At 65.0% G+C, this 21,051-nt stretch carries 20 protein-coding genes and 2 pseudogenes; 11 read left to right on the forward strand and 11 right to left on the reverse strand.

Annotated features, from left to right (window positions below):
* The first annotated feature begins 276 nt into the window (after window positions 1-276).
* The gene (locus ACFWO8_RS27285; RefSeq protein WP_378965412.1) at window positions 277-618 is read left to right on the forward strand and encodes a hypothetical protein; all 342 of its coding nucleotides are present in this window, start codon (window positions 277-279) and stop codon (window positions 616-618) included.
* Window positions 619-778: 160 nt separating this feature from the next.
* On the opposite strand, the gene ACFWO8_RS27290 is transcribed toward ACFWO8_RS27285, so the two are convergent.
* The 3 genes from ACFWO8_RS27290 to ACFWO8_RS27300 form a co-directional block, all read right to left on the reverse strand.
* Entirely contained in the window at window positions 779-1,291 is a 513-nt protein-coding gene (locus ACFWO8_RS27290) for a DUF1990 family protein (protein ID WP_378965416.1), read from the reverse strand.
* 61 nt (window positions 1,292-1,352) lie between these two features.
* Window positions 1,353-1,835 (reverse strand): M23 family metallopeptidase, encoded by a 483-nt coding sequence (locus tag ACFWO8_RS27295; RefSeq protein WP_378965532.1) that lies wholly within the window; start codon window positions 1,833-1,835, stop codon window positions 1,353-1,355.
* 300 nt (window positions 1,836-2,135) lie between these two features.
* Complete coding sequence (locus ACFWO8_RS27300) at window positions 2,136-2,378, reverse strand: hypothetical protein (RefSeq protein ID WP_378965420.1); 243 nt, start codon at window positions 2,376-2,378, stop codon at window positions 2,136-2,138.
* Between the two features lie 761 nt (window positions 2,379-3,139).
* Here ACFWO8_RS27300 and rpsB point away from each other — a divergent pair.
* The 5 genes from rpsB to ACFWO8_RS27325 all read left to right on the forward strand — a co-directional run bounded on the left by rpsB (window position 3,140) and on the right by ACFWO8_RS27325 (window position 7,592).
* Window positions 3,140-4,018 carry a 30S ribosomal protein S2 gene (gene rpsB, locus ACFWO8_RS27305; protein WP_378965423.1) on the forward strand — a complete coding sequence of 293 codons (879 nt, stop codon included), beginning with the start codon at window positions 3,140-3,142 and terminating at the stop codon, window positions 4,016-4,018.
* A 249-nt stretch (window positions 4,019-4,267) separates the two neighbouring features.
* Entirely contained in the window at window positions 4,268-5,092 is an 825-nt protein-coding gene (tsf, locus tag ACFWO8_RS27310; protein WP_378965427.1) for a translation elongation factor Ts, read from the forward strand.
* Window positions 5,093-5,260: 168 nt separating this feature from the next.
* The gene (pyrH, locus tag ACFWO8_RS27315; protein WP_378607015.1) at window positions 5,261-5,989 is read left to right on the forward strand and encodes a UMP kinase; all 729 of its coding nucleotides are present in this window, start codon (window positions 5,261-5,263) and stop codon (window positions 5,987-5,989) included.
* Between the two features lie 49 nt (window positions 5,990-6,038).
* Window positions 6,039-6,596 (forward strand): ribosome recycling factor, encoded by a 558-nt coding sequence (gene frr / locus ACFWO8_RS27320; protein ID WP_358187502.1) that lies wholly within the window; start codon window positions 6,039-6,041, stop codon window positions 6,594-6,596.
* Between the two features lie 111 nt (window positions 6,597-6,707).
* Window positions 6,708-7,592: a phosphatidate cytidylyltransferase gene (locus tag ACFWO8_RS27325; protein ID WP_378965536.1), complete on the forward strand. Its 885-nt coding sequence runs from the start codon at window positions 6,708-6,710 to the stop codon at window positions 7,590-7,592.
* A 3-nt stretch (window positions 7,593-7,595) separates the two neighbouring features.
* On the opposite strand, the gene ACFWO8_RS27330 is transcribed toward ACFWO8_RS27325, so the two are convergent.
* Complete coding sequence (locus ACFWO8_RS27330) at window positions 7,596-7,964, reverse strand: lipopolysaccharide assembly LapA domain-containing protein (protein WP_378965435.1); 369 nt, start codon at window positions 7,962-7,964, stop codon at window positions 7,596-7,598.
* 101 nt (window positions 7,965-8,065) lie between these two features.
* Here ACFWO8_RS27330 and rlmN point away from each other — a divergent pair, with 101 nt between their 5' ends.
* The 3 genes and pseudogenes from rlmN to ACFWO8_RS27345 all read left to right on the forward strand — a co-directional run bounded on the left by rlmN (window position 8,066) and on the right by ACFWO8_RS27345 (window position 10,753).
* Window positions 8,066-9,175 (forward strand): 23S rRNA (adenine(2503)-C(2))-methyltransferase RlmN, encoded by a 1,110-nt coding sequence (gene rlmN / locus ACFWO8_RS27335; RefSeq protein WP_301902122.1) that lies wholly within the window; start codon window positions 8,066-8,068, stop codon window positions 9,173-9,175.
* 363 nt (window positions 9,176-9,538) lie between these two features.
* Window positions 9,539-9,763 (forward strand): annotated as a pseudogene (locus tag ACFWO8_RS27340) (low molecular weight phosphatase family protein); the annotation flags it as partial.
* Window positions 9,764-9,955: 192 nt separating this feature from the next.
* Window positions 9,956-10,753 carry a PIG-L deacetylase family protein gene (locus ACFWO8_RS27345; RefSeq protein WP_378965451.1) on the forward strand — a complete coding sequence of 266 codons (798 nt, stop codon included), beginning with the start codon at window positions 9,956-9,958 and terminating at the stop codon, window positions 10,751-10,753.
* A 60-nt stretch (window positions 10,754-10,813) separates the two neighbouring features.
* Here ACFWO8_RS27345 and ACFWO8_RS27350 read toward each other — a convergent pair whose 3' ends face one another.
* The 7 genes and pseudogenes from ACFWO8_RS27350 to ACFWO8_RS27380 form a co-directional block, all read right to left on the reverse strand.
* Window positions 10,814-12,928, reverse strand: a complete 2,115-nt coding sequence (locus ACFWO8_RS27350; protein ID WP_378965457.1) for an MMPL family transporter — start codon at window positions 12,926-12,928, stop codon at window positions 10,814-10,816.
* 159 nt (window positions 12,929-13,087) lie between these two features.
* Window positions 13,088-13,315, reverse strand: coding sequence for a hypothetical protein (locus ACFWO8_RS27355; protein ID WP_378965460.1), 228 nt, complete (start codon window positions 13,313-13,315; stop codon window positions 13,088-13,090).
* Between the two features lie 224 nt (window positions 13,316-13,539).
* Window positions 13,540-13,947, reverse strand: a pseudogene (locus tag ACFWO8_RS27360) (ATP-binding protein); the annotation flags it as partial.
* Window positions 13,944-15,452 carry an IS21 family transposase gene (gene istA / locus ACFWO8_RS27365; RefSeq protein ID WP_378965464.1) on the reverse strand — a complete coding sequence of 503 codons (1,509 nt, stop codon included), beginning with the start codon at window positions 15,450-15,452 and terminating at the stop codon, window positions 13,944-13,946. The pseudogene ACFWO8_RS27360 and the gene istA, both read right to left, overlap by 4 nt.
* A 312-nt stretch (window positions 15,453-15,764) precedes the next feature.
* On the reverse strand, window positions 15,765-17,327 hold the full coding sequence (locus tag ACFWO8_RS27370; RefSeq protein ID WP_378965469.1) for a caspase family protein: 1,563 nt from the start codon (window positions 17,325-17,327) through the stop codon (window positions 15,765-15,767).
* Complete coding sequence (locus ACFWO8_RS27375) at window positions 17,324-17,689, reverse strand: hypothetical protein (RefSeq protein ID WP_378965472.1); 366 nt, start codon at window positions 17,687-17,689, stop codon at window positions 17,324-17,326. The genes ACFWO8_RS27370 and ACFWO8_RS27375 overlap by 4 nt, the downstream gene beginning before the upstream one ends.
* Before the next feature lie 82 nt (window positions 17,690-17,771).
* Window positions 17,772-19,139 (reverse strand): DUF4041 domain-containing protein, encoded by a 1,368-nt coding sequence (locus tag ACFWO8_RS27380; RefSeq protein ID WP_378965478.1) that lies wholly within the window; start codon window positions 19,137-19,139, stop codon window positions 17,772-17,774.
* 194 nt (window positions 19,140-19,333) lie between these two features.
* Between ACFWO8_RS27380 and ACFWO8_RS27385 the strand changes: the two genes are divergently transcribed.
* The gene (locus tag ACFWO8_RS27385; protein ID WP_378965481.1) at window positions 19,334-20,299 is read left to right on the forward strand and encodes a VWA domain-containing protein; all 966 of its coding nucleotides are present in this window, start codon (window positions 19,334-19,336) and stop codon (window positions 20,297-20,299) included.
* A gap of 35 nt (window positions 20,300-20,334) precedes the next feature.
* Window positions 20,335-21,039: a protein phosphatase 2C domain-containing protein gene (locus ACFWO8_RS27390; protein ID WP_378965485.1), complete on the forward strand. Its 705-nt coding sequence runs from the start codon at window positions 20,335-20,337 to the stop codon at window positions 21,037-21,039.
* Window positions 21,040-21,051 lie beyond the last annotated feature (12 nt).

A 21,051-nucleotide genomic window follows, 5' to 3' on the forward strand; every position in this document is an offset into this window, starting at 1 on the left:
CGTGCCCATACTGCGGCCTGCCCATACTGCGGCCTGCCGTGACTGCGGCCTGCCGTGACCTGTCAGCCCGTTCGGCTGGATCGACCGGGCCGTTCAGCAGCGTGTAATCCACAGGGATTCGGGGGAGTCCGTTTGCCATGGCCGCGACGGTGGGACCGCAAACCGCGCCTTCTTCAACGCCTACCGGCTGCAAAAAGTGTCCGCGCGTTCGCGAGCGACCGCCGCCGACACGGAACTCGGTCGACGATCGCAGCACCGGAAAATAGTGTGGTCGGCGTGACTTCCCTGCGCGAGCGGCTGCGTGCCGCGTTGAAACCTGCGATGAAGGCCCGCGACCTCGGTGCGGTGTCGGCGCTACGTTCGGCGCTGGCGGCGATCGACAACGCGGAGGCGATCGATGTCGGTGAGAGGAGAGCCGGTGCGATGGAAGCCAGCCCAGTTGGTCTCGGCGCGGCCGAGGCCAGCCGCCGCGACCTCACCGATGTCGAGATCGAAGCGATCGTTCGTCGCGAGATCGACGAAAGACGCCTCGCGGCAACCGAATACGAGCACCTCGGTGCGATCGACCGCCGCGATCGGCTGATCGCGGAGGCAGACGCGCTTGCCGCACTCCTCTGAGGCCACCGAGTCCGTGAGTGACGGCCACCGAGTCCGCGAGGCCATCGTCCTCGGCCGGTCTCGAAGCGCCGACATCGAGCGACTCGGCGAGGGTTGGTAGCTCGGCACGGGCGCCGAAGGAAGCGATCCCCGCCTGCATCCGCGCCGGTCGGGCGCGTCGTCAGCCGTTGGTGGGCAAGGTATTCACGTAGCGGTGGGCGAACCAGCGCTGGATCAGGCGGACGACGGGGCCACCGATGCGGACGTACCAGGTGCCCGGCTTGGAGAAGGCGGTGACCAGGCCGTAGACGGTGTCGTCGGTGGGGTCGTACTCGACGGCGAACAGTTCTTCACCGACCTCGGGGTGTCCGGGGAGGGTCCCGTAGGCGAAGCCCGCGCGGTCGGGTTCGTCGAGGACGTAGACCACACGACAGGGTGCGGTGATGCCGAGGCGGCCGATTCCGAGGAACACCGTCAATGCGGTTCCCTGCTGGGCGGTTTCGGTGTCGGCGCTCTGGAAGACGCCGGAGCCCTTCTGCATCCCGTACTCGAGGATGTGGGTGGCCGCGCGGTCGAACAGATCGCGGCCGTGACCGACCGGCCGTCGTAGCCGGAACCGGTGGTATCCGCTCGGCATGGTGGTGCGGGTGGCACCGACCTCGGGGTAGGTGAACGGCGCTGTTTTGTCTGGCACGTCTCGATTCTCGTCCGCAGCCGATCGTCGTGGGGGCCGGGTGGTGGAGTGGTTCGTCACGTCATGGCTCCAACGGTTTCAGGCGGACCGGCACCTCGTGCAGGAGTCCGAGCGGGTCGACGTATTCGCGCCGGTTGTGCGCACCGGACTCGCGACGGGCGCCCCAGTGCAGGCAGGCGGTGACCGGACACCCCTCGTGTCCGGCCACCAGGGTGCCGAGCGGCGTTCCCCTGCTCACCCGGCTTCCCACCCTCACCTGCGCCCGCACCGGTTCGTAGGTGGTGCGCACGCCGCCCGGATGATCGATGGACACCACCGGTTTGTTCGCCACTTCCCCCGCGAACACCACGATGCCGTCGCCCGCCGCCAGCACCTGCTGCCCGGCCGCGCCCGCCAGATCCACGCCTCGATGCCCCGGCAACCAATTCCGCTCCGGCTTGTCGAACTTGCGTTCCACTGTGGGCCGCGGCCGCAGCGGCCACCCGAACGGCCTGGATTCGGCCGCCTCGGCGGGTACCGCACCACTGAGCACAATCGCCACCAGACAGACGACACCGACTACCCGCCCGAATATCGACCGGATCCGGCGTACCGCACGACGCGACTTCCCGGCGTCGCGAGGCCACTCGTCGCGGTCGGCCACGGCGGCTCGCGTCACAGTGCCGACCCTGGACCGATCGAGACCGTGAAGGCGAGCCCGCATCTTCGGTCCGGCATCGGGATTCTCGAGGTTCCGAGACCCGTTTTCTCGGTCCGGCACCACGGAGCGGTTCGGAGAATCAAGACGGGTAGCGAGCGTCGGCACATACCGTGCGGTGTCGGGCTTGTCGAACATCGCCCGGTCTCAGCGGTGCGGTCGCGGTGTCGGCACCCGCTGCGGCGCCGCCAGCGTTCGCAACATCTCCCGCAGAACCGCGGGAAGCTCCGCCGCCGATCCACTCCCACCCCCGGTTCGCACCACGATCTCGATCTCCGACCGCGCCCCCGCGCTCTGATCCACGCCGCGCGGACGGCCGGGCGCGGAACCGAGGTCGTGGATCGTCACCCGCACCGGAGCCGGTGCGGGAACAAGCTCTCGACGCGGCACGACGATCACCGGCACCACTACCGGCGCTCGCCCGCAGGAACCCGCTGCCGCGTTCCGCCGCGGTACTGGAGGCGCTATCGGTACCGTGCCCGGCGCGGCCGCACGTTGCGATGGGAAAATCGGTTCGCCTGCCCTTCTCGCGGGTGGCTGCGCGAGGACGACGGCACCGTCGCCGCCGGCGCATATCGGCGACAGCCCGGCTGGGGGTGTCGTCTCGGCGGGCCGAGTCACCGACGGTCCCGCGGCATCGCCCGACGTTGGGTGAGCCGCCGCTGGTGCAGCGGCGACTCCGGCCACACAGAGCAGCGGAAACGTAGTGATCAGGGTGCGTGTCAATGGGTTCATGCCCCCACTCTGGGCGCCGGGCAACCCCGCCGGGACAACGATTTCGGGATTGTGGACAACTTCCCCGCATGTGGATATCGACCACTTCATCTGCGAAATGGGCGGTCGCTGCGCAGGGTCGATTTCGGACCTGGCCCCGGTCCGCGTAGACTGAACAAGCGGTTTGTGCTCAGCAGCCAGTGCGTGTGCGTGGTACGGACCGACTTCGCGCGCCACCCGTGCTCGTCCATCCGGTCGTCGCTCGCAAATGCAGACGGTCCGCAAGGGCATGTCAGTGCGAGTTCTCCAACGGATGAACAGGGAAATCGTCGGCTGGTCCCGGATTCTTCGAATCGGGTCCGGCGGTTTCGGTGGCGCCAGGGCAGTCGATCGCCGATCGACCGCGACAACCGGCAACGAAAGAGGATACGAGGGCTATGCCTGTCGTAACTATGAAGCAGCTGCTCGACAGCGGCGCGCACTTCGGCCACCAGACTCGTCGGTGGAACCCGAAGATGAAGCGGTTCATCTTCACCGACCGCAACGGCATCTACATCATCGACCTGCAGCAGACGCTGACCTTCATCGACAAGGCCTACGAGTTCGTCAAGGAGACTGTTGCCCACGGTGGCACCGTTCTCTTCGTCGGCACCAAGAAGCAGGCCCAGGAGTCGATCGCTTCCGAGGCGCTGCGCGTCGGAATGCCCTACGTCAACCAGCGTTGGCTGGGTGGCATGCTCACCAACTTCTCCACCGTGCACAAGCGCCTGCAGCGCCTCAAAGAACTCGAGGCGATGGAGCAGACCGGTGGCTTCGAGGGTCGCACCAAGAAGGAAATCCTCATGCTCACGCGTGAGATGACCAAGCTGGATCGCACCCTCGGTGGTATCCGTGACATGGCCAAGGTTCCCTCGGCCATCTGGATCGTCGATACCAACAAGGAGCACATCGCCGTCGGCGAGGCGCGCAAGCTGAACATCCCGGTCATCGCGATCCTGGATACCAACTGCGACCCCGACCTGGTCGACTACCCGATCCCGGGTAACGACGACGCGATCCGTTCCGCCGCACTGCTCACCAAGGTCGTCGCCTCCGCGGTGGCCGAGGGCGTGCAGGCCCGCGCGGGCCAGGCTTCCGGCGACGCGAAGCCCGAAGCCGGCGCAGGCGAGCCGCTGGCCGAGTGGGAGCAGGAGCTCCTGTCCTCGGCGACCCCGGCTGCCGAAGCCGATGTCGCCGCCGCGACCGAGGCCCCGGCCGTCGAGACCCCGGCTGAGGCCGAGGCCGACCCGGCGCAGCACACCCCGGCCGACTTCTGAGCTGACCGGTAGCACACTGTTCACCTTGCCGGCCCGTCTGAATTCAGATGCGGTCGGCAAGGTGGCGTAATACCGAACGAAAAACTGCATGGCCTACGGCCGAGAAATCTCTTTCCTTGATTCTCGGCCGCCTCGATCTGGACTGACCAGAGGGTGCGACGAAGGAGTGCCCGGCGGGAGGGAAGATCGAGGTTCCCAGGCCGAGAATCCGCGGCGCCAGCCGCCAAAAATACAGGAGGCTCGCCCCCGATGGCGAACTACACCGCTGCTGATGTGAAGCGGCTCCGGGAGCTCACCGGCTCCGGCATGATGGACTGCAAGAACGCGCTGGCCGACTCCGACGGCGATTTCGACAAGGCCGTCGAGGTGCTGCGCATCAAGGGCGCCAAGGACGTCGGCAAGCGCGCCGAGCGTGCGACCGCCGAGGGTCTGGTCATCGCCAAGGACGGCGTCATGATCGAGATCAACTGCGAGACCGACTTCGTCGCCAAGAACGCCGAGTTCCAGCAGCTGGCCGACGCCATCGTGACCGCGGCCGCCGCGGCCAAGCCGGCCGACCTGGACTCCCTCAAGGCGCTCAAGCTGACCGACGGCACCGTTGACGACGCCGTGCAGGCGCTGTCGGCCAAGATCGGCGAGAAGCTGGAACTGCGTCGCGTCGTGTCCTTCGACGGCGCGGTCGCCACCTACCTGCACAAGCGTGCTTCGGACCTGCCGCCCGCCGTCGGCGTGCTGGTGGAGTACGAAGGCACCGGCGACGCCGCTGCCGACGCCGCGCGTGCCGCAGGCATGCAGGTCGCCGCGCTCAAGGCCAAGTACCTGACCCGCGAGGAGGTGCCCGCCGACGTCGTCGACGCCGAGCGTCGCATCGCCGAAGAGACCGCGCGCGAAGAGGGCAAGCCCGAGGCTGCGCTGGTCAAGATCACCGAAGGCCGCGTCAACGGCTTCTTCAAGGACGTCGTGCTGCTCGAGCAGTCCGCCGTCACCGACTCCAAGAAGACCGTCAAGGCGCTTCTGGAAGAGGCGGGCGTGAACGTGAAGCGTTTCGCTCGTTTCGAGGTCGGCCAGGCCTGATCCGCCTGAACTGACGAAAAAGCCTCTTCGGCGCGGTGTGATGCCGCGCCGAAGGGGCTTTACTCGTGGATCGACCGACCCCACTTCTGGGTGATCGCAACCTGATAGGGCAGGATGGATGCCGCCTGCTCGCCCTGCTCTCGACCTCGCCGAAGGAGACCAACACCCATGACCGACCCGGGTAACGACCGCCCTGGATACAACCGGGTGCTGCTCAAGCTGGGTGGGGAGATGTTCGGTGGTGGTGGGGTCGGTCTCGACCCCGATGTCGTGCAAACGGTGGCCGAGCAGATCGCCGAGATCGTCGAGACCGGCGTGCAGGTGGCCGTGGTGATCGGCGGCGGCAACTTCTTCCGCGGAGCCGAGCTCGAGGAGCGCGGAATGGAGCGAGCCCGCTCCGACTATATGGGCATGCTCGGCACCGTGATGAACAGCCTTGCCCTCCAGGATTTCCTTCAGCAGCAGGGCGTGGACACCCGCGTGCAGACCGCCATCACGATGGGCCAGGTCGCCGAGCCCTACCTGCCGCTACGCGCCAAGCGTCACCTCGAGAAGGGCCGTGTCGTGATCTTCGGCGCGGGCATGGGTATGCCCTACTTCTCCACCGACACCACCGCCGCCCAGCGCGCGCTGGAGATCGGCGCCGACGTGGTGTTGATGGCCAAGGCGGTCGACGGCGTGTTCGACGCCGACCCGCGCGTGGACCCGAATGCGAGCATGTTCACCGAGATCACCCACAAGGAAGTGATCGAAAAGGGCCTGAAGGTGGCCGATGCCACCGCGTTCAGTCTCTGCATGGACAACCAGATGCCGATGCTGGTGTTCAATTTGTTGATCAAGGGCAATATTGCTCGCGCGGTCGCCGGTGAACCCATCGGCACCCTGGTTCGGTCGTGACCCCGCATCCGCGGACGATGACGATGACGATGCTGTGGAGGATTCGGTCGTGATTGATGAAGCGCTCTTCGATGCCGAGGAGAAGATGGACAAGGCCGTCACGGTGGCGAAGGACGACCTGGGCAGCATTCGTACCGGTCGCGCCAACCCTGGCATGTTCACCCGTGTGCTGATCGAGTACTACGGCTCGCTCACCCCGATCACCCAGGTCTCCAGCATTACCGTGCCCGAGCCGCGCATGGTCGTGATCAAGCCCTACGAGCAGAGCTCGCTCGGCCTGATCGAGAACGCCATTCGCAATTCCGACCTCGGCGTGAACCCGACCAACAACGGCGACATTCTGCGCATCTCGGTGCCGCAGCTCACCGAGGAACGTCGCCGCGAGATGGTGAAGATGGCCAAGAGCAAGGGTGAGGACGCCAAGGTCTCGATTCGCAACGTCCGCCGCAAGGCGATGGACGAACTGAGCCGCATCCAGAAGGATGGCGAAGCGGGTGAGGATGAGGTCGGGCGCGCCGAAAAGGAGCTCGACAAGACCACCGCCAAGTATGTGGCGCAGGTCGACGAGCTGGTCAAGCACAAGGAAGCCGAACTGCTCGAGGTCTGAGCGCCAGATCTCGCCAGTCCCGCTCGTGCGGGGGATGAACGGAACGACGAGTTGAGCGACGGGACAATCGTGGCCGAAGACGCCGCCGCCACCGGGGCGGCACCGGATCCCATGCCGGACAAGGTCGAGGAGACCGCGACCGCGGCCACGCCGCAGGGCGAGCAGCCGCCTGCCCCGACTTCACGGGCCGGGCGCAATCTGCCCGCAGCACTGGCCGTGGGGCTGACGCTCGGGCTGTCGCTGATCGCGATCCTGTTGTTCGTCCCGAAGGTGTTCATCGCGGTCGCGGGGCTCGGCGTGGGTGTCGCGACCTGGGAGGTCACCAAGCGGCTGCGCGAAGCCGACGTGCTGGTGCCACGGATTCCGCTGCTGGTGGGCGGTCAGGCGGTGTTCTGGCTCGGCTGGCCGTGGGGGGCGAGCGGGGTGCTCGGCGCGTTCGCCGCCACCGCGCTGGTGTGCATGGTGTGGCGCCTGTTCGATCACGGACTCAGTACCGCGCCGAAGAACTTCCTGCGTGACACCGCGATCGCCTTGTTCACCCTCACCTGGATCCCCTTGCTGGCCGCGTTCTCGACGCTGCTGCTGCTCGAACCCGACGGCAATCTGCGGGTGCTCACGTTCATGATCCTGGTCGTGTGCTCCGATGTCGGCGGCTATGTCGCCGGAGTGCTGTTCGGCAGGCATCCGATGGTGCCCGCGATCAGCCCGAAGAAGTCGTGGGAGGGGTTCTGCGGTTCGCTGGTGTTCAGCGTGATCGGCGGTCTGCTGACCGTCACCCTGCTGCTCGAGGCCAATTCGATGATCGGTGTGGTGCTCGGTGTCGGGCTGGTGGCCGTGGCGACGATCGGTGACCTGATCGAGTCGCAGGTCAAGCGGGAACTCGGCATCAAGGACATGGGGACGCTGCTGCCGGGGCACGGCGGAATCATGGATCGCCTCGACTCGATGCTGCCCTCGGCGTTCGTCTCCTGGCTGGTGCTCAGCGCGCTGGTGTGAGCGTCAGGACTTCTTGGCGGCCTGCCGTAGTTGCAGGATTCGCACCCCGCCGACCAGGCCCATCACCAGCGCGCCCGCGATCAGCGACAGCAATACGGTGATGCCGAGCGGCAGTTCGAAGTGCCAGAACAACAGGTTGGTGCGGACCTTGTCGAGATTCTGGATGATGAAGATCAGCAGCACGATGCCGAGCAGGGCGGCGGCCAGTAAGGCGATCCAGGCGTAGCCGGTGCGCGATCCGTGCACAGCGTCGCGTGGCACCGATACCGCTCGCTTCGCCGGTTCGGCGGGCTTGCCGTGCTTGCCGGTGAGATCGGTCGGCGGCGGGTCGTGATCGGCCGGTGACGCACCGGATTCCGCAGATGTACTCATGGTTCGATCATTGCCGACTGCTATGGCTCGCGCACGCATCTTGTCGATAACGTTGCCCGGCGTCGCAACCCCGACGCCGCGTTTGGGACAATGGTGAAACTATGGCCATCTCCCTGCCCCTCGTGTTCGATGCCCCGCGCCGCGGCATGCCGCCGCGCCACCTCGCCGATCTCGATTCGGACGAACGCAAGGCCGCGGTGCAGGAGCTGGGATTGCCGAAGTTCCGGGCCGACCAGCTGGCCCGTCAGTACTACGGCCGCCTGCAGTCCGATCCGGCGCTGATGACCGATCTGCCCGCCGACGTGCGCGCCAAGGTCGGCGAAACGCTGTTCCCGCCGCTGCTGTCGGTGGTGCGCAATATCGCCTGCGATGAGGGCGATACCCGCAAGACACTGTGGAAGGCGCACGACGGGACGCTGCTGGAGAGCGTGCTCATGCGCTATCCCGACCGCAATACGCTGTGCATTTCCAGCCAGGCCGGGTGTGGGATGGCGTGTCCGTTCTGCGCGACCGGGCAGGCGGGGCTCACCCGCAACCTGTCGACCGCGGAGATCGTCGACCAGGTGCGCGCCGCCGCGGCAGATCTGCGCGACGGCGAGGTGCACGGTGGTCCGGGTCGGCTGTCCAACATCGTGTTCATGGGGATGGGCGAGCCGCTGGCCAACTACAAGCGGGTGGTGAACGCGGTTCGCCGGATCACCTCGCCCGCTCCCGACGGGCTCGGCATCTCGCAGCGGTCGGTGACGGTGTCGACCGTCGGCCTCGCGCCCGCGATCCGTAAGTTGGCCGACGAGGACATGTCGGTGCGCCTGGCGGTGTCGCTGCACACTCCCGATGACGAACTGCGCGACACCCTGGTTCCGGTGAACAATCGCTGGTCGATCGCCGAAGTGCTCGACGCCGCACGGTATTACGCCGACAAGTCCGGGCGCCGCGTGTCGATCGAATACGCGTTGATCCGCGATATCAACGATCAGCCGTGGCGGGCGGACCTGCTCGGCAAGAAGCTGCACAAGGCGCTCGGCCCGCTCGTGCACGTGAACTTGATCCCGCTCAACCCGACACCGGGTAGCGAGTGGGATGCCAGCCCGAAGCCGGTTGAGAAGGAGTTCGTGCGCCGGGTGATCGCCCAGGGTGTGTCGTGCACTGTGCGTGATACCCGCGGCCAGGAGATCGCCGCCGCCTGCGGCCAGTTGGCGGCCGAGGGCTGAGCTCGCTCATGGGCGGTATCCCAGCTTGGCGACTCTCCCTTCTTCACGGAAGCTTCTCTCCACTATGCACGTCGACCGGAGAAGTTCGATCCAACTACCGAAGTTCCGGGTGGAGAGCACATCGACCTACTCACATGGGCACTGCCGATGATTCGGTCACCTTCGAAGTGCCCGGCGACCGCGCGATCGTAGGTGTTAGCGGGCCGCTCGCTGATCCGCACATCAGGGGCACATGCGCCCTGGCCACGCGTTTGGCCCGAGCCCGACGGATCCGCCTACTCCGGCTCATGTTCCGATCGTGTGCCCGCGCCCGGGGCGGCAGCACGACCGGCTGGCCCACCAAAGGTGGCGAGCAGGCGGCGCTCCGCTGGAACGGCACCCGGCACCACCGCCAACGCTCTGTCCGCCGAATCGCTGCGCGAAGTCGGGTGTCGACATCAGCGCCGAGACCCCGAAATCGATCGACCCGGTTCTGCTGGCCTCGGCCGACCTGGTCATCACGCTCTGGTGGAAGCCCACCTCGACCCGGCCGACGGAGTGCGGATCCTCAACTGGGACAACGACGAACCCTCCGAATGTGGCTTGGATCGGCGGGTTAGCATCGACGAACTGCCCTGACCCGTCGGCGCGGAAACGCGTAGTGGAAGGAAATGTCGCCGACCGCAGAGGGTCCCGGCGGTGAACTGACTCGCAGTGGCTGGAAGTCTTGTCGGGGACCACGACGGAGCGCTCGGTCACCGGGGGAGAATGCCACCTATAGCTGCGGTGCATAATGTCGAGGTGGCGACAGTGGTGGCTTTGCATGCCCATCCCGACGACGAGATCTTGCTGACGGGAGGCACCCTCGCGAAGCTGGCAGATGCCGGCCACCGCACCGTCATTGTGGTCGCCTGCGACGGACACATGGAACAGTTCGACCAGCTGGTCGCGCCGCGACTATGTGAGTTGCAGGCCAGCGCAGGGATCCTCGGCGTGGTCAGGGTCGAGCATCTCGGCTATGCCGACAGCGGACACGGACCGATCCTGTATCCGAACCCGCCAGGCCGAACACTTTTCGCTCGCGCCGACCTCGAAGAGGCCGCCGAACGGTTGGCAGCGATTTTGCGGGAAGAATGCCCCGAGGTGTTGCTCAGCTACGACCGCCACGGCGGTTACGGTCACCGTGACCACGTCCGTATTCACGAGCTCGGTGCGATGGCGGCGGCAAAAGCGGGAGTGCCTCGGGTGCTGGACGCGACACTGCCGCGGGAGCTGCTGGTGAAGCTCGTCGCGCCGGCCCGGCTGTTCGGGTACGCCGCCACGGCGATCCGCGGCGGTTTCACCGCCCGCTCCGATATCACCCACCGGATAGACGTTCGTGCGTTCGCTGCACAGCGGCTGGCAGCCTTGGCGGAGCACCGCTCCATTCTCGAGGGTGGTGGCCGATTCGCCAGGATCGCTCGGGGGCTGTGTTGGATCCCCGCGCCGGTGCGGACGCGTTTGTTCCGCTGGGAATGGTTCGCCGAGGAAGGGATCAGCCCTGACGTGGCCGGTCCGCTCGACAGCATCTTCGCGACGCCGCCGCGCTGCCACCGCTGATGAAGGCGATCGCGGCGACGACCGCGCTGACTGGTGAAGTCATCCACCCGAGACACGGTCTCAGAGCAGTTTTCGGTAATCGCCAGACTCTGGATACTTCTGGGCATGCCATTCTGAAATAAATCTCGGTGCCCACCAGTTCCGGGTTCCCATCAGCATCATTAGTGCGGGAGCCAGGATCATTCTGATAAGAGTGACATCAGTCAGGACCGCAAGGGTCATGCCGACCCCGAACAGTTGAAGAAATTCAACGCGAGACATCGCGAGAGTCATGAACACGATAGACATCACCAATGCGGCGGGGACGAATACTCTGGCGCTGGCCGATACGCTCGAGACGATCACATTCGCCAAGTCGTCCGGTGAGCGACTGGATTTCATCCATTCTCGACGGAAACTTGCCAGTAGAAACACCTCGTAGTCCATCGATAGCCCGAAGGTAATGCAGAAGACCAGGACGGGGGTCATCGAATCGATGTATCCCGTGGCTGTGACGCCGAGATAACTGGCGAGATGCCCTTCTTGGAAGATCCACACCAAGGCGCCGAAGGGAGCGGCCAGCGAGAGGGTGTTCAGAACAACTGCTTTTAGAGGTAGCACGACGCTGCCGGTAAATAGGAACAACAAGAAAAGTGTAACCGAGATCATTATCAGGACGGCATAGGGAAGTCGGTTCCCCACCGATTGTACCGAGTCGATGTTCATAGCCGCGAACCCGCCCACCAGAACCGGGCCCGGTGATTCGACTGCTCGGATATCGGATAATTGTTTCTTACCTTCATCGGAGTACGGGTCGACCGCCGATGCCACCGTCAGGACAGCGTCCCCGGATTCGACCCGAGGATCCATGGGTCCGCTCATGCGCAGGCCGTCGGAGAAGAAAGTGTTATTCGCTTTCACGAATTTGACACCGTCGATCTTGGAGATATCCGCGGAATATTTCGTCAGCCTGTCGTCATGCCCCAGTACTGTCGGTAGCACGATCTGGACGGATGATTGCGAGTCGACGCTGAACTGTTCGCGGATGATGTCCCCGACTTGTCTGCTGGGAATGGATGCCGCGAGCACGCGATCATCGGGGTACCCGAAGTTCACAGAGATGAAGGGTGCGCACACTGCAAGGAGCGCCGCGATGCTCACCAAGGCGGACAAGATCGGTCTTCGGACTGCGATCTTGGTCAGTTCGATCAGTCGTGGCTTCTTGCGCAGTCTCGACCAGAACGGCAGCGACGAATTCGGAAGCAACCGGCGGACATTGGGCTTGTCGATCCTGTCCCCGATGACGAGCAACACCGCCGGAACCAGGATGAGCGAAGTGAGCGCCGACGCCAGGACAACCGCAAGACCGACGTAAGCGAAGGATCTCAAGAAGAACTGCGTGAACACCAACAGTCCTGCAAGGCCGGCACCGACTATGCACGCCGAGTACAGGACTGTCCGCCCGGCCGCACGCATCGTGGCGACGACGGCCGCCTCGGTGGCCAGTCCCCGTGTGCGCTCCTCCCTGTATCTGGTGACGATCAGCAGGCTGTAGTCGATGGCCAGCGCCAACCCGAGGACGGTGGCGACGTTCAATGAAAATATCGATACTTCGAATAATTCGGCGGACAGACGCAGAATCCCCAAGGTGATCACGATCGAGCACAGGCCGCTCAGGATCGGAAGCGAGGCCGCGACGACACCGCCGAATACAAATATCAGAACGATCAGTGTTGCCGGTACGGCGAGACGGTCCGCGCGGGAAATATCCTCTCCCGCGACTTGACTCGCGTCGATGAGGAATCCGTAGGTGCCTCCGATACGAATCGTGGTGTCTGTGAAACTCATGGCATCGATATCTGCTTTGATGGATCGTGCCGCTGCATCGTCCTTCGCGGTCGCGAGAATTACCGCATCATTCCCCGACCTTCCGCGTAGCGCTCTGGCCTCGTCTGGTGATGCGGCCGTCCAATACGATGTGACGCCGGTGGTACCTGCAGTGCCTTTCGCAAAGTTCACGATGCTCTTGCCTGCCTTGATAGCGGACGCACTATCGACTCCACTATCGGAGGAAACCATTATGACCAGGCTGGGACTTATGCCTCGGCGATGTTCGTAGACGTATTCCGCCGCTTTGACAGATTCGAGATCGGACGACAGGAATCCGCCCGGCTGCAAATGCTGTTGAACACCCATGCCGAAAAGTCCGCAAATGGCGGTGACACCACTGACAAGTGCGATAGCGAGCCACGGTCGCCTGACTATGCACATCAAGACTCGGACGAGCACGATCTTCTCCCGGCAGGATCAGGCAGCGTTTCCAATTGGTGACTGCACATTATACTGTCCGGTCCGTCACAAGTTAGCCGCAAACCTGGCCTCTCGGTTCCGTCGCATCTCCTTGATAGCGGAAATAACATCGACAGCCGCCTCCGGTCCTCCGACCGAGACTCCGGTTTCCAGATTCACCACGCCACGATCGGCGAGAGTCTCGAGTTTGTCTTGGACCCCGGACCGTGAACCCGCGATGATGAAGCGGTCGCGCAGATAGTCCCAGACACCGAATTCCTGCGCCAATTCCACATACCGTGCGCGCATGGTGTCCGGCTGGCGTCCGTGAAGTCTCAGGTCATAGCTTGAGGCGAGTCGGCGCATTCCATCGTGCAGGGAGGCGGTACGAACTTCGATGCCATGTCACCGCGCGCCAGATGGTGGGCGAAGGAGGCTACGAGCCATCCCGTCTCTCTCATCGCCACCTCAGGATCGCCGATCCTGACAGCACCGCAGTTCCACCACAGATCGAGAGTCGCGGCGTGTCCGAGCCCGATCAAAGTGTGACTCTTGCCTGTCCCGGGCGGCCCGATCAGACACAAATTATGTTGGGCCCGAACCCATTCCAGCGTGGCGAGGTAATCGAACGTGGCCTGCGGGATCGAGGAAGACCCGACGTCGAACCCGTCGAGAGTCTTGGTCACCGGGAACGCGGCGGCCTTGAGCCGGTTCACGGCGTTGGAGGCGTCGCGGGCGGCGCATTCGGCCTCGATCAGAGTCCGCAACACTTCCTCGGGCGCCCAACGTTGCAGCTTCGCGGTCGCGAGGACCTCAGGGGCGTCGCGGCGGACGGTGGACAGCTTCAACCGCCGCAGGCCCGCGTCGAGGTCCGCGGCCAGCACCGGAACCTGTTTGGCTGCTACTCGTTTCGATGGTGTGGTCACGACGCGTCCTCCTCTCGGCTGATCTTGTAGGCGTCCAGCGACCGGGTCCCCGCGACCGGCAGATCGACCACCAGAGCGTTCCCGGCCGGACGCGGATGCGGTGCGCCCGCGCCGGCAGCGAGGATGGAACGGACGTCGGCGGCGCGGAACCGTTTGAACGCGACCGCGCGACGCAGCGCGGCGACCAGGTCGTCATGGCCGTGAGCGTCACCGAGAGCCAGAAGTTCACCGAGCTCCGCGCCCAGGCGGGTGTTGCCGGCGGCGGCCGACCCGACGAGGAACGCTTGCGCGTCGATGCCGAGGGCGCAGAACTGTTGTTCTGTCACGGTTTTGGGGCGCGGGCCCCGGTTCTGCGTGGGGCGGGGCTGGTCGTAGTGGTCGTCGTTGATCGAGACCTCGCCGGGAGCGAGGAGTTCGTGCTCGGCGACGATCACCCCGCTGTGGTCTTCGACCACGAGCAGCGAACCGGAGTCGATGACCAGGTTCACGTGGTGGCCGATGAACCTGTTCGGCACCGAGTAACGGGCCGATCCGTAACGGACACAAGACAATCGGTCGACCTTGCGGCGCGCCGATGTCGCACCGACCGGCAGTCGCAGCGACGGCAGGTCGGTGAGGAGTTCGCGTTCGACGGCCAAACGATCGTCGGGGACCGCCGCGATCTCGGAGTGGATCGTCGAGTTCACCTCCGCGCACCAGGTTTTCGCTGCCGCGTTGGCTCGGGCGAGGCTCAGTTCCCGGCCCGCGAGGCCTGCTTCGGTCAGCAGCGGGACCGCCAAGTCGGTTTGGGCGTAACCGCAGAGGCTCTCCACGATTCCTTTCGACTGCGGGTCCGCGGCGTGACACCAGTCGGGTTCGAAGCCGTAATGGGTTGCGAACCTGACGTATTCGACAGTCGGGACCATCACTCCGGCCACGACACCGCCTTTGAGACAGCCCATCCGGTCGGTGAGGACTTTCGCGGGGACACCGCCGAGTTCGTCGAACGCTTCGGCGAGCATGGCCAGGGTGGTGGACTGGCGTTGATCGGCAGCGAAGCGGGTGAACCGCCACCGCGAGAACGCCAACACCGCGCAGAACAGCTGCAACCCCGGTGCGGCTTCGGCCCAGTCCATCACCAGGTACTCGCCCGGAGTCCAGGTCGCGGGGCGGCGTCCTCGATGATTATCGTTGCGCCACAACATTTTCTGTTGCGCGACCAAGCGCCGGAAGTTGCGGGGTGAGCCCTGGTACCCGGCGACGCGAGCGATTGGCAGCAGTCGTTTCGCTGAGATCCGGCCGCTGGATTTCTTCACTCGTTCGGCGACCAGACCGGTCACGGCCTCGTAGTTGCGGGGCCGGGCTGGCCGGGCGGGCGATTTCTGGCCGGTCTGGGCGGCTTCGGCGGCGTCGATGACGCGTTTCACGGTTTTGTGGGTGGTGCCGCACATTTGCGCGGTAGCTCGGTAGGTTCCGGTTTCCCGGTAGGCGGAAATGATGTCCATTCGTTCCCTCTCGGACTTCAATGGAGCTCCCTGGGTTGGTGCTCGGTGACAGTTGGCGCTATCACCGTCACCGCCCAGGGCCTGTGCTCCGGGTCGACACACGGTCAACCCGCCGAAGGGGGTGGGGACTTTTAGGTGGCCACCAGTGGTGACCTACACGTGGCCACCAGTGGGGACTTTCTCATGGCCAGGGACACGGCCTCTCAGGTTCCCTGGACCAGGCTCGCCAGCAATACCGCGACGGTCCGAGCATCGCCGCCCTGGCACGTCAGCTGAACTATGCACCGCCGGTATCGGCATCGTGGCGCGTGCCGATGTCGAGATGTGAGGTCATCAGGCCCAGAGCGTAATGGGGTTCTGCCGTCGGGGAACGGTCTTGTCGACGAGTTCGGCGAGAATGTCCGGGTCGTCGACCAGTTGACCCTGGATCCCGTAACGGTCACCGAAAGGCCCGATGAAGTCGTGGATCCGAATCACCGCGCGGGTGATTCCCGCATGGGCGACTACCGCGAAGTCGACGCCGTGCCAGTTCGCTGGTCTGAATTTCCAGAAGACCCGTGCGGAGCCGAGTAACTCATCATCGGACATGCCGTGGTAGTAGCCGCTGCCGGTGCGGGTGTGCACACCTCCGCCCCAGGGAGTTTCGTCCCAGGTAGCCGGGCGGTTGGCCCATTTCCCCAGTGTTATGAGCATCAGTCGACGGGTCGTCGGCAACGAGTACTGCGATGCCTCATCGTCGGTCCGCATGTGCGGGTCGACCGGCAAGTCTTTTCGCGGCACCACTTTTCGCAGCTTCTCGCCATTGCGCTGTGGCGAGGTATGGCCCGCTGCATGCCACCATCGGGCGGCTTCGGCCTCGCGCCCGCTGAGCCGAAGCCGGATCGCGAGGTTGTGCATGGCGTTGGTGTCGCCGGTTTCGGCGGCACGCTGATACCAGTATTTGCCGTCTTCGAATCTGCGCTGGATTTCGCTGACCACCGCGACGTTGTACATCGCACCGGGATTCCCGGCCTCAGCGGCGAGGCGCCACCACTGTTCGGCGTGCTCGAGATCTTTCGCGCGGTGGAATCGTTGCGCCAGCTCGATCATTGAGTCGACGTCGCCCTGCTGTGCGGCGTCGAGGACCGCTAGTGCGTCGACATCGACGGGATCAGCGACTGCAGGTGCTGCCGACGTGGTGGGTGGAGCGAACAGTCTCAGCGCGTGCGCCGAATTGTGAACTCGGCATTGTGGTTCCGGCTGGCTACGGCCCCTCAGTATCTTGGCCGTGCTGGCGTAGAGCTGATCGAGGGTGAGATCGGTGTCCGTCGCGGCGGCCAGCAGGGCCGCGGTGAATGCGGTGTGGCGGCCGTCTGTCGGTGCCAATGAGGGTTTGTTCTTGGGGGACGAGGTGAGTACGTACGTACCCTCGATGTTTTGGGTCTCGAACGTGACGAGGTCGGCGGACGTGCTCATGGTTTCGATGGCGTTGCCGGAGAAGCAACAATCCAGAATGACGATACGCGCCTGCGCGCGGCTCTTGCTGATGTGGCGTTTGACGACGCCGAACGGCACCGAACTCAGTTCGATCTGGTCGGGGTCACTGTCGGGCAAAACCAGATGCAGGTTTCCCGCTTGATCCAGCTTTCCGTGCCCGGAGAAATAGAACAGTAGAACATCTTCGGCCTCGGCCGCTGCCTGGGTGATCGCGGTTCCGACTTGTCCGGGCATGCTCGGGTTGTGCAGGACGGTGCAGTGTTGCTCGGCTACCGCGCCACCGGATGGCGAGGTCAGGCGTTCGGCGAGGTCGTTGATGTTGTTGGCGACGGCGGGCAGATCATGGAAGTCGGGGTGTGAGAAGCGGCTCGCCCCGATCAATACCGTGCGCCACCCGTTGCGGTCCGCGGCACCGGTCACTGCTCGGCCCGGTAGTCGAGGAGCTGGCGCAGGAGTTTCTCGACGTCGGTTCCCGCCCCGACACCCTTCGCGTCAATCGTCATCTCGCCGTCGCCGCGGGTGAACGTCAGTTTGATGTCGGACTGTCGGACGGTGAACCACGTCGACAACGAACTCGCCAGCGCGGTGAGGGTGCCACCCGTGCCGACGGCGACGACGAGGACTTCGGCGAGCCCGCCCATCTCGCCATCGCGAATAGGGCTGTCCACCAATGTCACCCGACCGCGCAACGCCCGGTCGTCGTTGAACCACTCGTGCAGGTCGAACAGATCGTCGGCACCGCCGCTGGTGTGGAGCGTGAACTCGCTCTGCGTATCAACCACCGCACCATATTGCCACGGGCGCGACGACGTCGAAACCTGATCGGTGCACTGATTATGTTGCCGCCCAGCAACTTCCGTGTCATCAGCGCGACCGGGCGGCTCGGCTCTGGTGGTACTCCACAGCTTTGGCCAGGTCATCGAAACTGCCGACCTGGCCCACCACCGCCTGAAGATGTTCACGCACCTCGGCAGGAGTGGCGTAGAAGAACTCGCGGCGCTGGTTAACGAGGTTCACCCGCCGGTCGGCGAGTCGCTGATGCAACTGGTCTCTGATGCCGACCGCGTCCTTGTCGTAGAACATCGTGTGCATGTCGTACTTGAACGGCACCGAGGTGTTGCCGAGTTCGCGGATCCGGTCCTCCGGGTCGAACCGCCGGGTGAGGCCGATCATTACCATGTCCTTGAACGCCCCGATATTCGATAGCACGTAGACGAATCCGGCCCGGTAGTTGTCGGCACGATCCTGGATCGTCGCGATGTCGCTCTCGAGCTTCGCCAACAGACCGCGTAGCTGATCGGCGTCGGCGGACCGTGCCTTGCCGATCGCCTCCAGCGCGGCGAGGGATTCACGGTAGCGCCGTTGCTCCTTCTCCAATCGTTCCCGCTCCCTGGACAATTCAGTGTGCGCTCGCCGTTCCTCGCGCAGCCGATCGCGTTCCTCGCGCTCGTGCTCCTTCTGCCGCGCGAGAAACTCCAGGTAGTCGGCCGTCATCTCGAGTTCGCGGCAGCGCAGCGAGTGGTAATGGACGGACACCCGCAGCTGCATGGTCTTGCCGAGGCGTTCGATCGTGGTGGCGATCTTGTTCAGTCGAGTCAGCGCGCTGGTCAACTTGTACGGCTTGAGACTGCGGACGAGGTTGTCCGCTTCGGCGTTGTATGCCCGCAACATCAACTTCGAGTACTCGCGGACCATCTTCCGTCCCTCGGTGACCGAACCGTTGACGGTCCACGTGGTCGATGCCTCGATCGCACCACCGTCGCGGCGCGCCATCGCCTTGATCTCGCCTTGCAACAGCTCCAGCGCCGTGCGGTAGGCCATCGAGTCCGAGAGCGGATGGCGGTACTCGTAGATCCCGATCTCCTGCAGCACCTGCTCGTCGCGGGTGCTGATCACCTCAGCGCGCAGGGCGTCCAGCATGGCCTGATCGTCGGTTACTTGAGTGGCGAGCTGGTCGCGCAGCTGCTGCAGTTGCGCTGTTTCGAGCCCTCCCAGCGCCGTCAATTGTGCTCGGAGCCGTTGATTCTCGGCTATCGCGTCGGCGAGTTCGGCGGACTGGCGCTTCGCCAGCGCGCGTGCGCCGAACAACGGCACTTTCGCGGTCGATGCGCCCGGGTTCGGCGCGGCAGGTGCGGCGGCCATCCTGTTGTCGGTCCATTCGATGCCGTTCCAGTACCTGAGGTAGTCGGCGTCGGAGGGGTCCCGGTACCAGTTCGGTGGTGTGTTGCTCATCGTATTTCCCCCTGGCTCTGTCGGCTCCTTCGAGGATGCCAGAACGAGCCTTGGTGGTCGACGGGTTGTCCTCGGCTCGGACGACGAGGCGCGGCCCCCGGGGGCGAGCTGTCGGCCCGATGGAAAAGTAAGGGCTACAATCTCTTTCGAGTCCGAGATGCGTGCGGGGATGGCGCTATTGGTGATCTGTGTTCATGGAATGGGGAATCGTGTACTCAGCGGAGATCAACCGTAGGCAGCCGGCGTTGTTGATGTTGCTGGTAGATCAGTCGTTCTCGATGTCGGAGCCCGCGGGGCAGGGGCAGGGCACGAAGGCTGATGTGCTGGCGCTGGCGGTGAACAACTTGCTCGGCAACGCCGTGCTGCTGTGCAGTCGCGGCGGCGAGCGGATCTACAACTACTTCGAGGTCGGGGTGGTGGGGTACGGCGCGAAGATCGGGCCGATCCTGCATGGCGCCGATGCCGACCGGCGGGTGTTGCCGGTCTCCGAACTCGCTGAGAATCCGCGCCGGGTCGATGCGGTGACCCGGCGAGTGCCCGATGGTGCGGGCGGCGTCGTCGCGGTGAACCAGCAGATGCCGGTGTGGGTGGATCCGCTGTCGGATGGCGCTACACCCATGGTGTCGGCACTGACCTACGCCGAACCGGTGATCGCGTCGTGGTGCGCGGAGCATCCGTCGAGTTTCCCGCCGATCGTGATCAATGTGACCGACGGGGCCAGTACCGATGGTGACCCGCGCGACGCGGCCGACCGAATCCGCGCCCTGTCCACCGACGACGGTGCGGCCCTGGTGTTCAACCTCCACTTGTCGGCCTTCGGTGGGCAGTCGGTGACCTTCCCGGACACTGCGGCGGGTTTGAGCGACCCGAACGCGCAGCGACTGTTCGAGGCTTCGAGCATTCTGCCGCCGTCGATGCTGGAAGCGTCCGCGTCACTCGGGTATTCGGTGAACGCGGGCTCGCGCGGGTTCCTCTACAACGCCGACGTCACGATGGTGATCGACTTCCTCGACATCGGTACTCGCGCGGTCACTCCGACCGGGCTGAAGGAGCTCATGAGCCCGGCCGCCGATGACCTGGTTTCGGATGACGGTGACGATGCGGCCGATGACGGCCAAGACGGGAGTACGCGCGCACACGGCGACGCCCCGACCTGGTAACCGCCCCGGAACACGTTCGGGCACAGGGGGATACGATGACAAATACTCCAGCGGCGCGCCTGGCCACCCGGCACAAGGAAGGACGCGACCCGGACGAGAACGATGATCGCGCGATCGGTGGCACCGGGTCGCGCTTCGCGCTCGCCGACGGCGCGTCGACCACCGCTCGTGCCGAGGAGTGGGCGGAGCTGCTGGTAGCCGCCTACGCGATCGATGGCGCGGACATTCTAGAACTCGCCGTGCTGGATGCACTCAGGTCGCACTGGCGGGAACGGGTCGACACGGCAGGGCTTCCCTGGTACGCCCAAGAGAAGCTGCGGCGCGGCGGCGCGGCGACATTTGTCGGGGTGGATATCGACGTGGCGCGGCAGCGGTACCGAGCGATCGGGATCGGCGACGCGTGTTTGCTGCACCTGCGTGACGGAGAGCTGATCACAGCGGGTCCGCTAGATCATCCGCGCCAGTTCGGTCGCACCCCGGCCCTGATCACCACCCATTCCGGGGATGTCTCCCATCGGGCGGCGCTCTGGGAACACGGCGACGACTACGCGGGTGGTGATCACCTCGTGCTCGCCTCCGATGGTCTGGCGAAGTACCTGCTGGAACAGAAACGCGGTGGTGCGCTCATCGACGTGAGCACGATCCCCGGTGACGACGACGAGTTCCGGACGTGGGTGGAGCACGCGCGCCGCGCCGGCATGGACAACGACGACACGACGATCTGCGCGGTGCGACTATGAGATTGCCGAGCC

The organism is Nocardia sp. NPDC058480 (assembly GCF_042720495.1).
In the GTDB taxonomy this organism is placed as follows: Bacteria; Actinomycetota; Actinomycetes; order Mycobacteriales; family Mycobacteriaceae; genus Nocardia.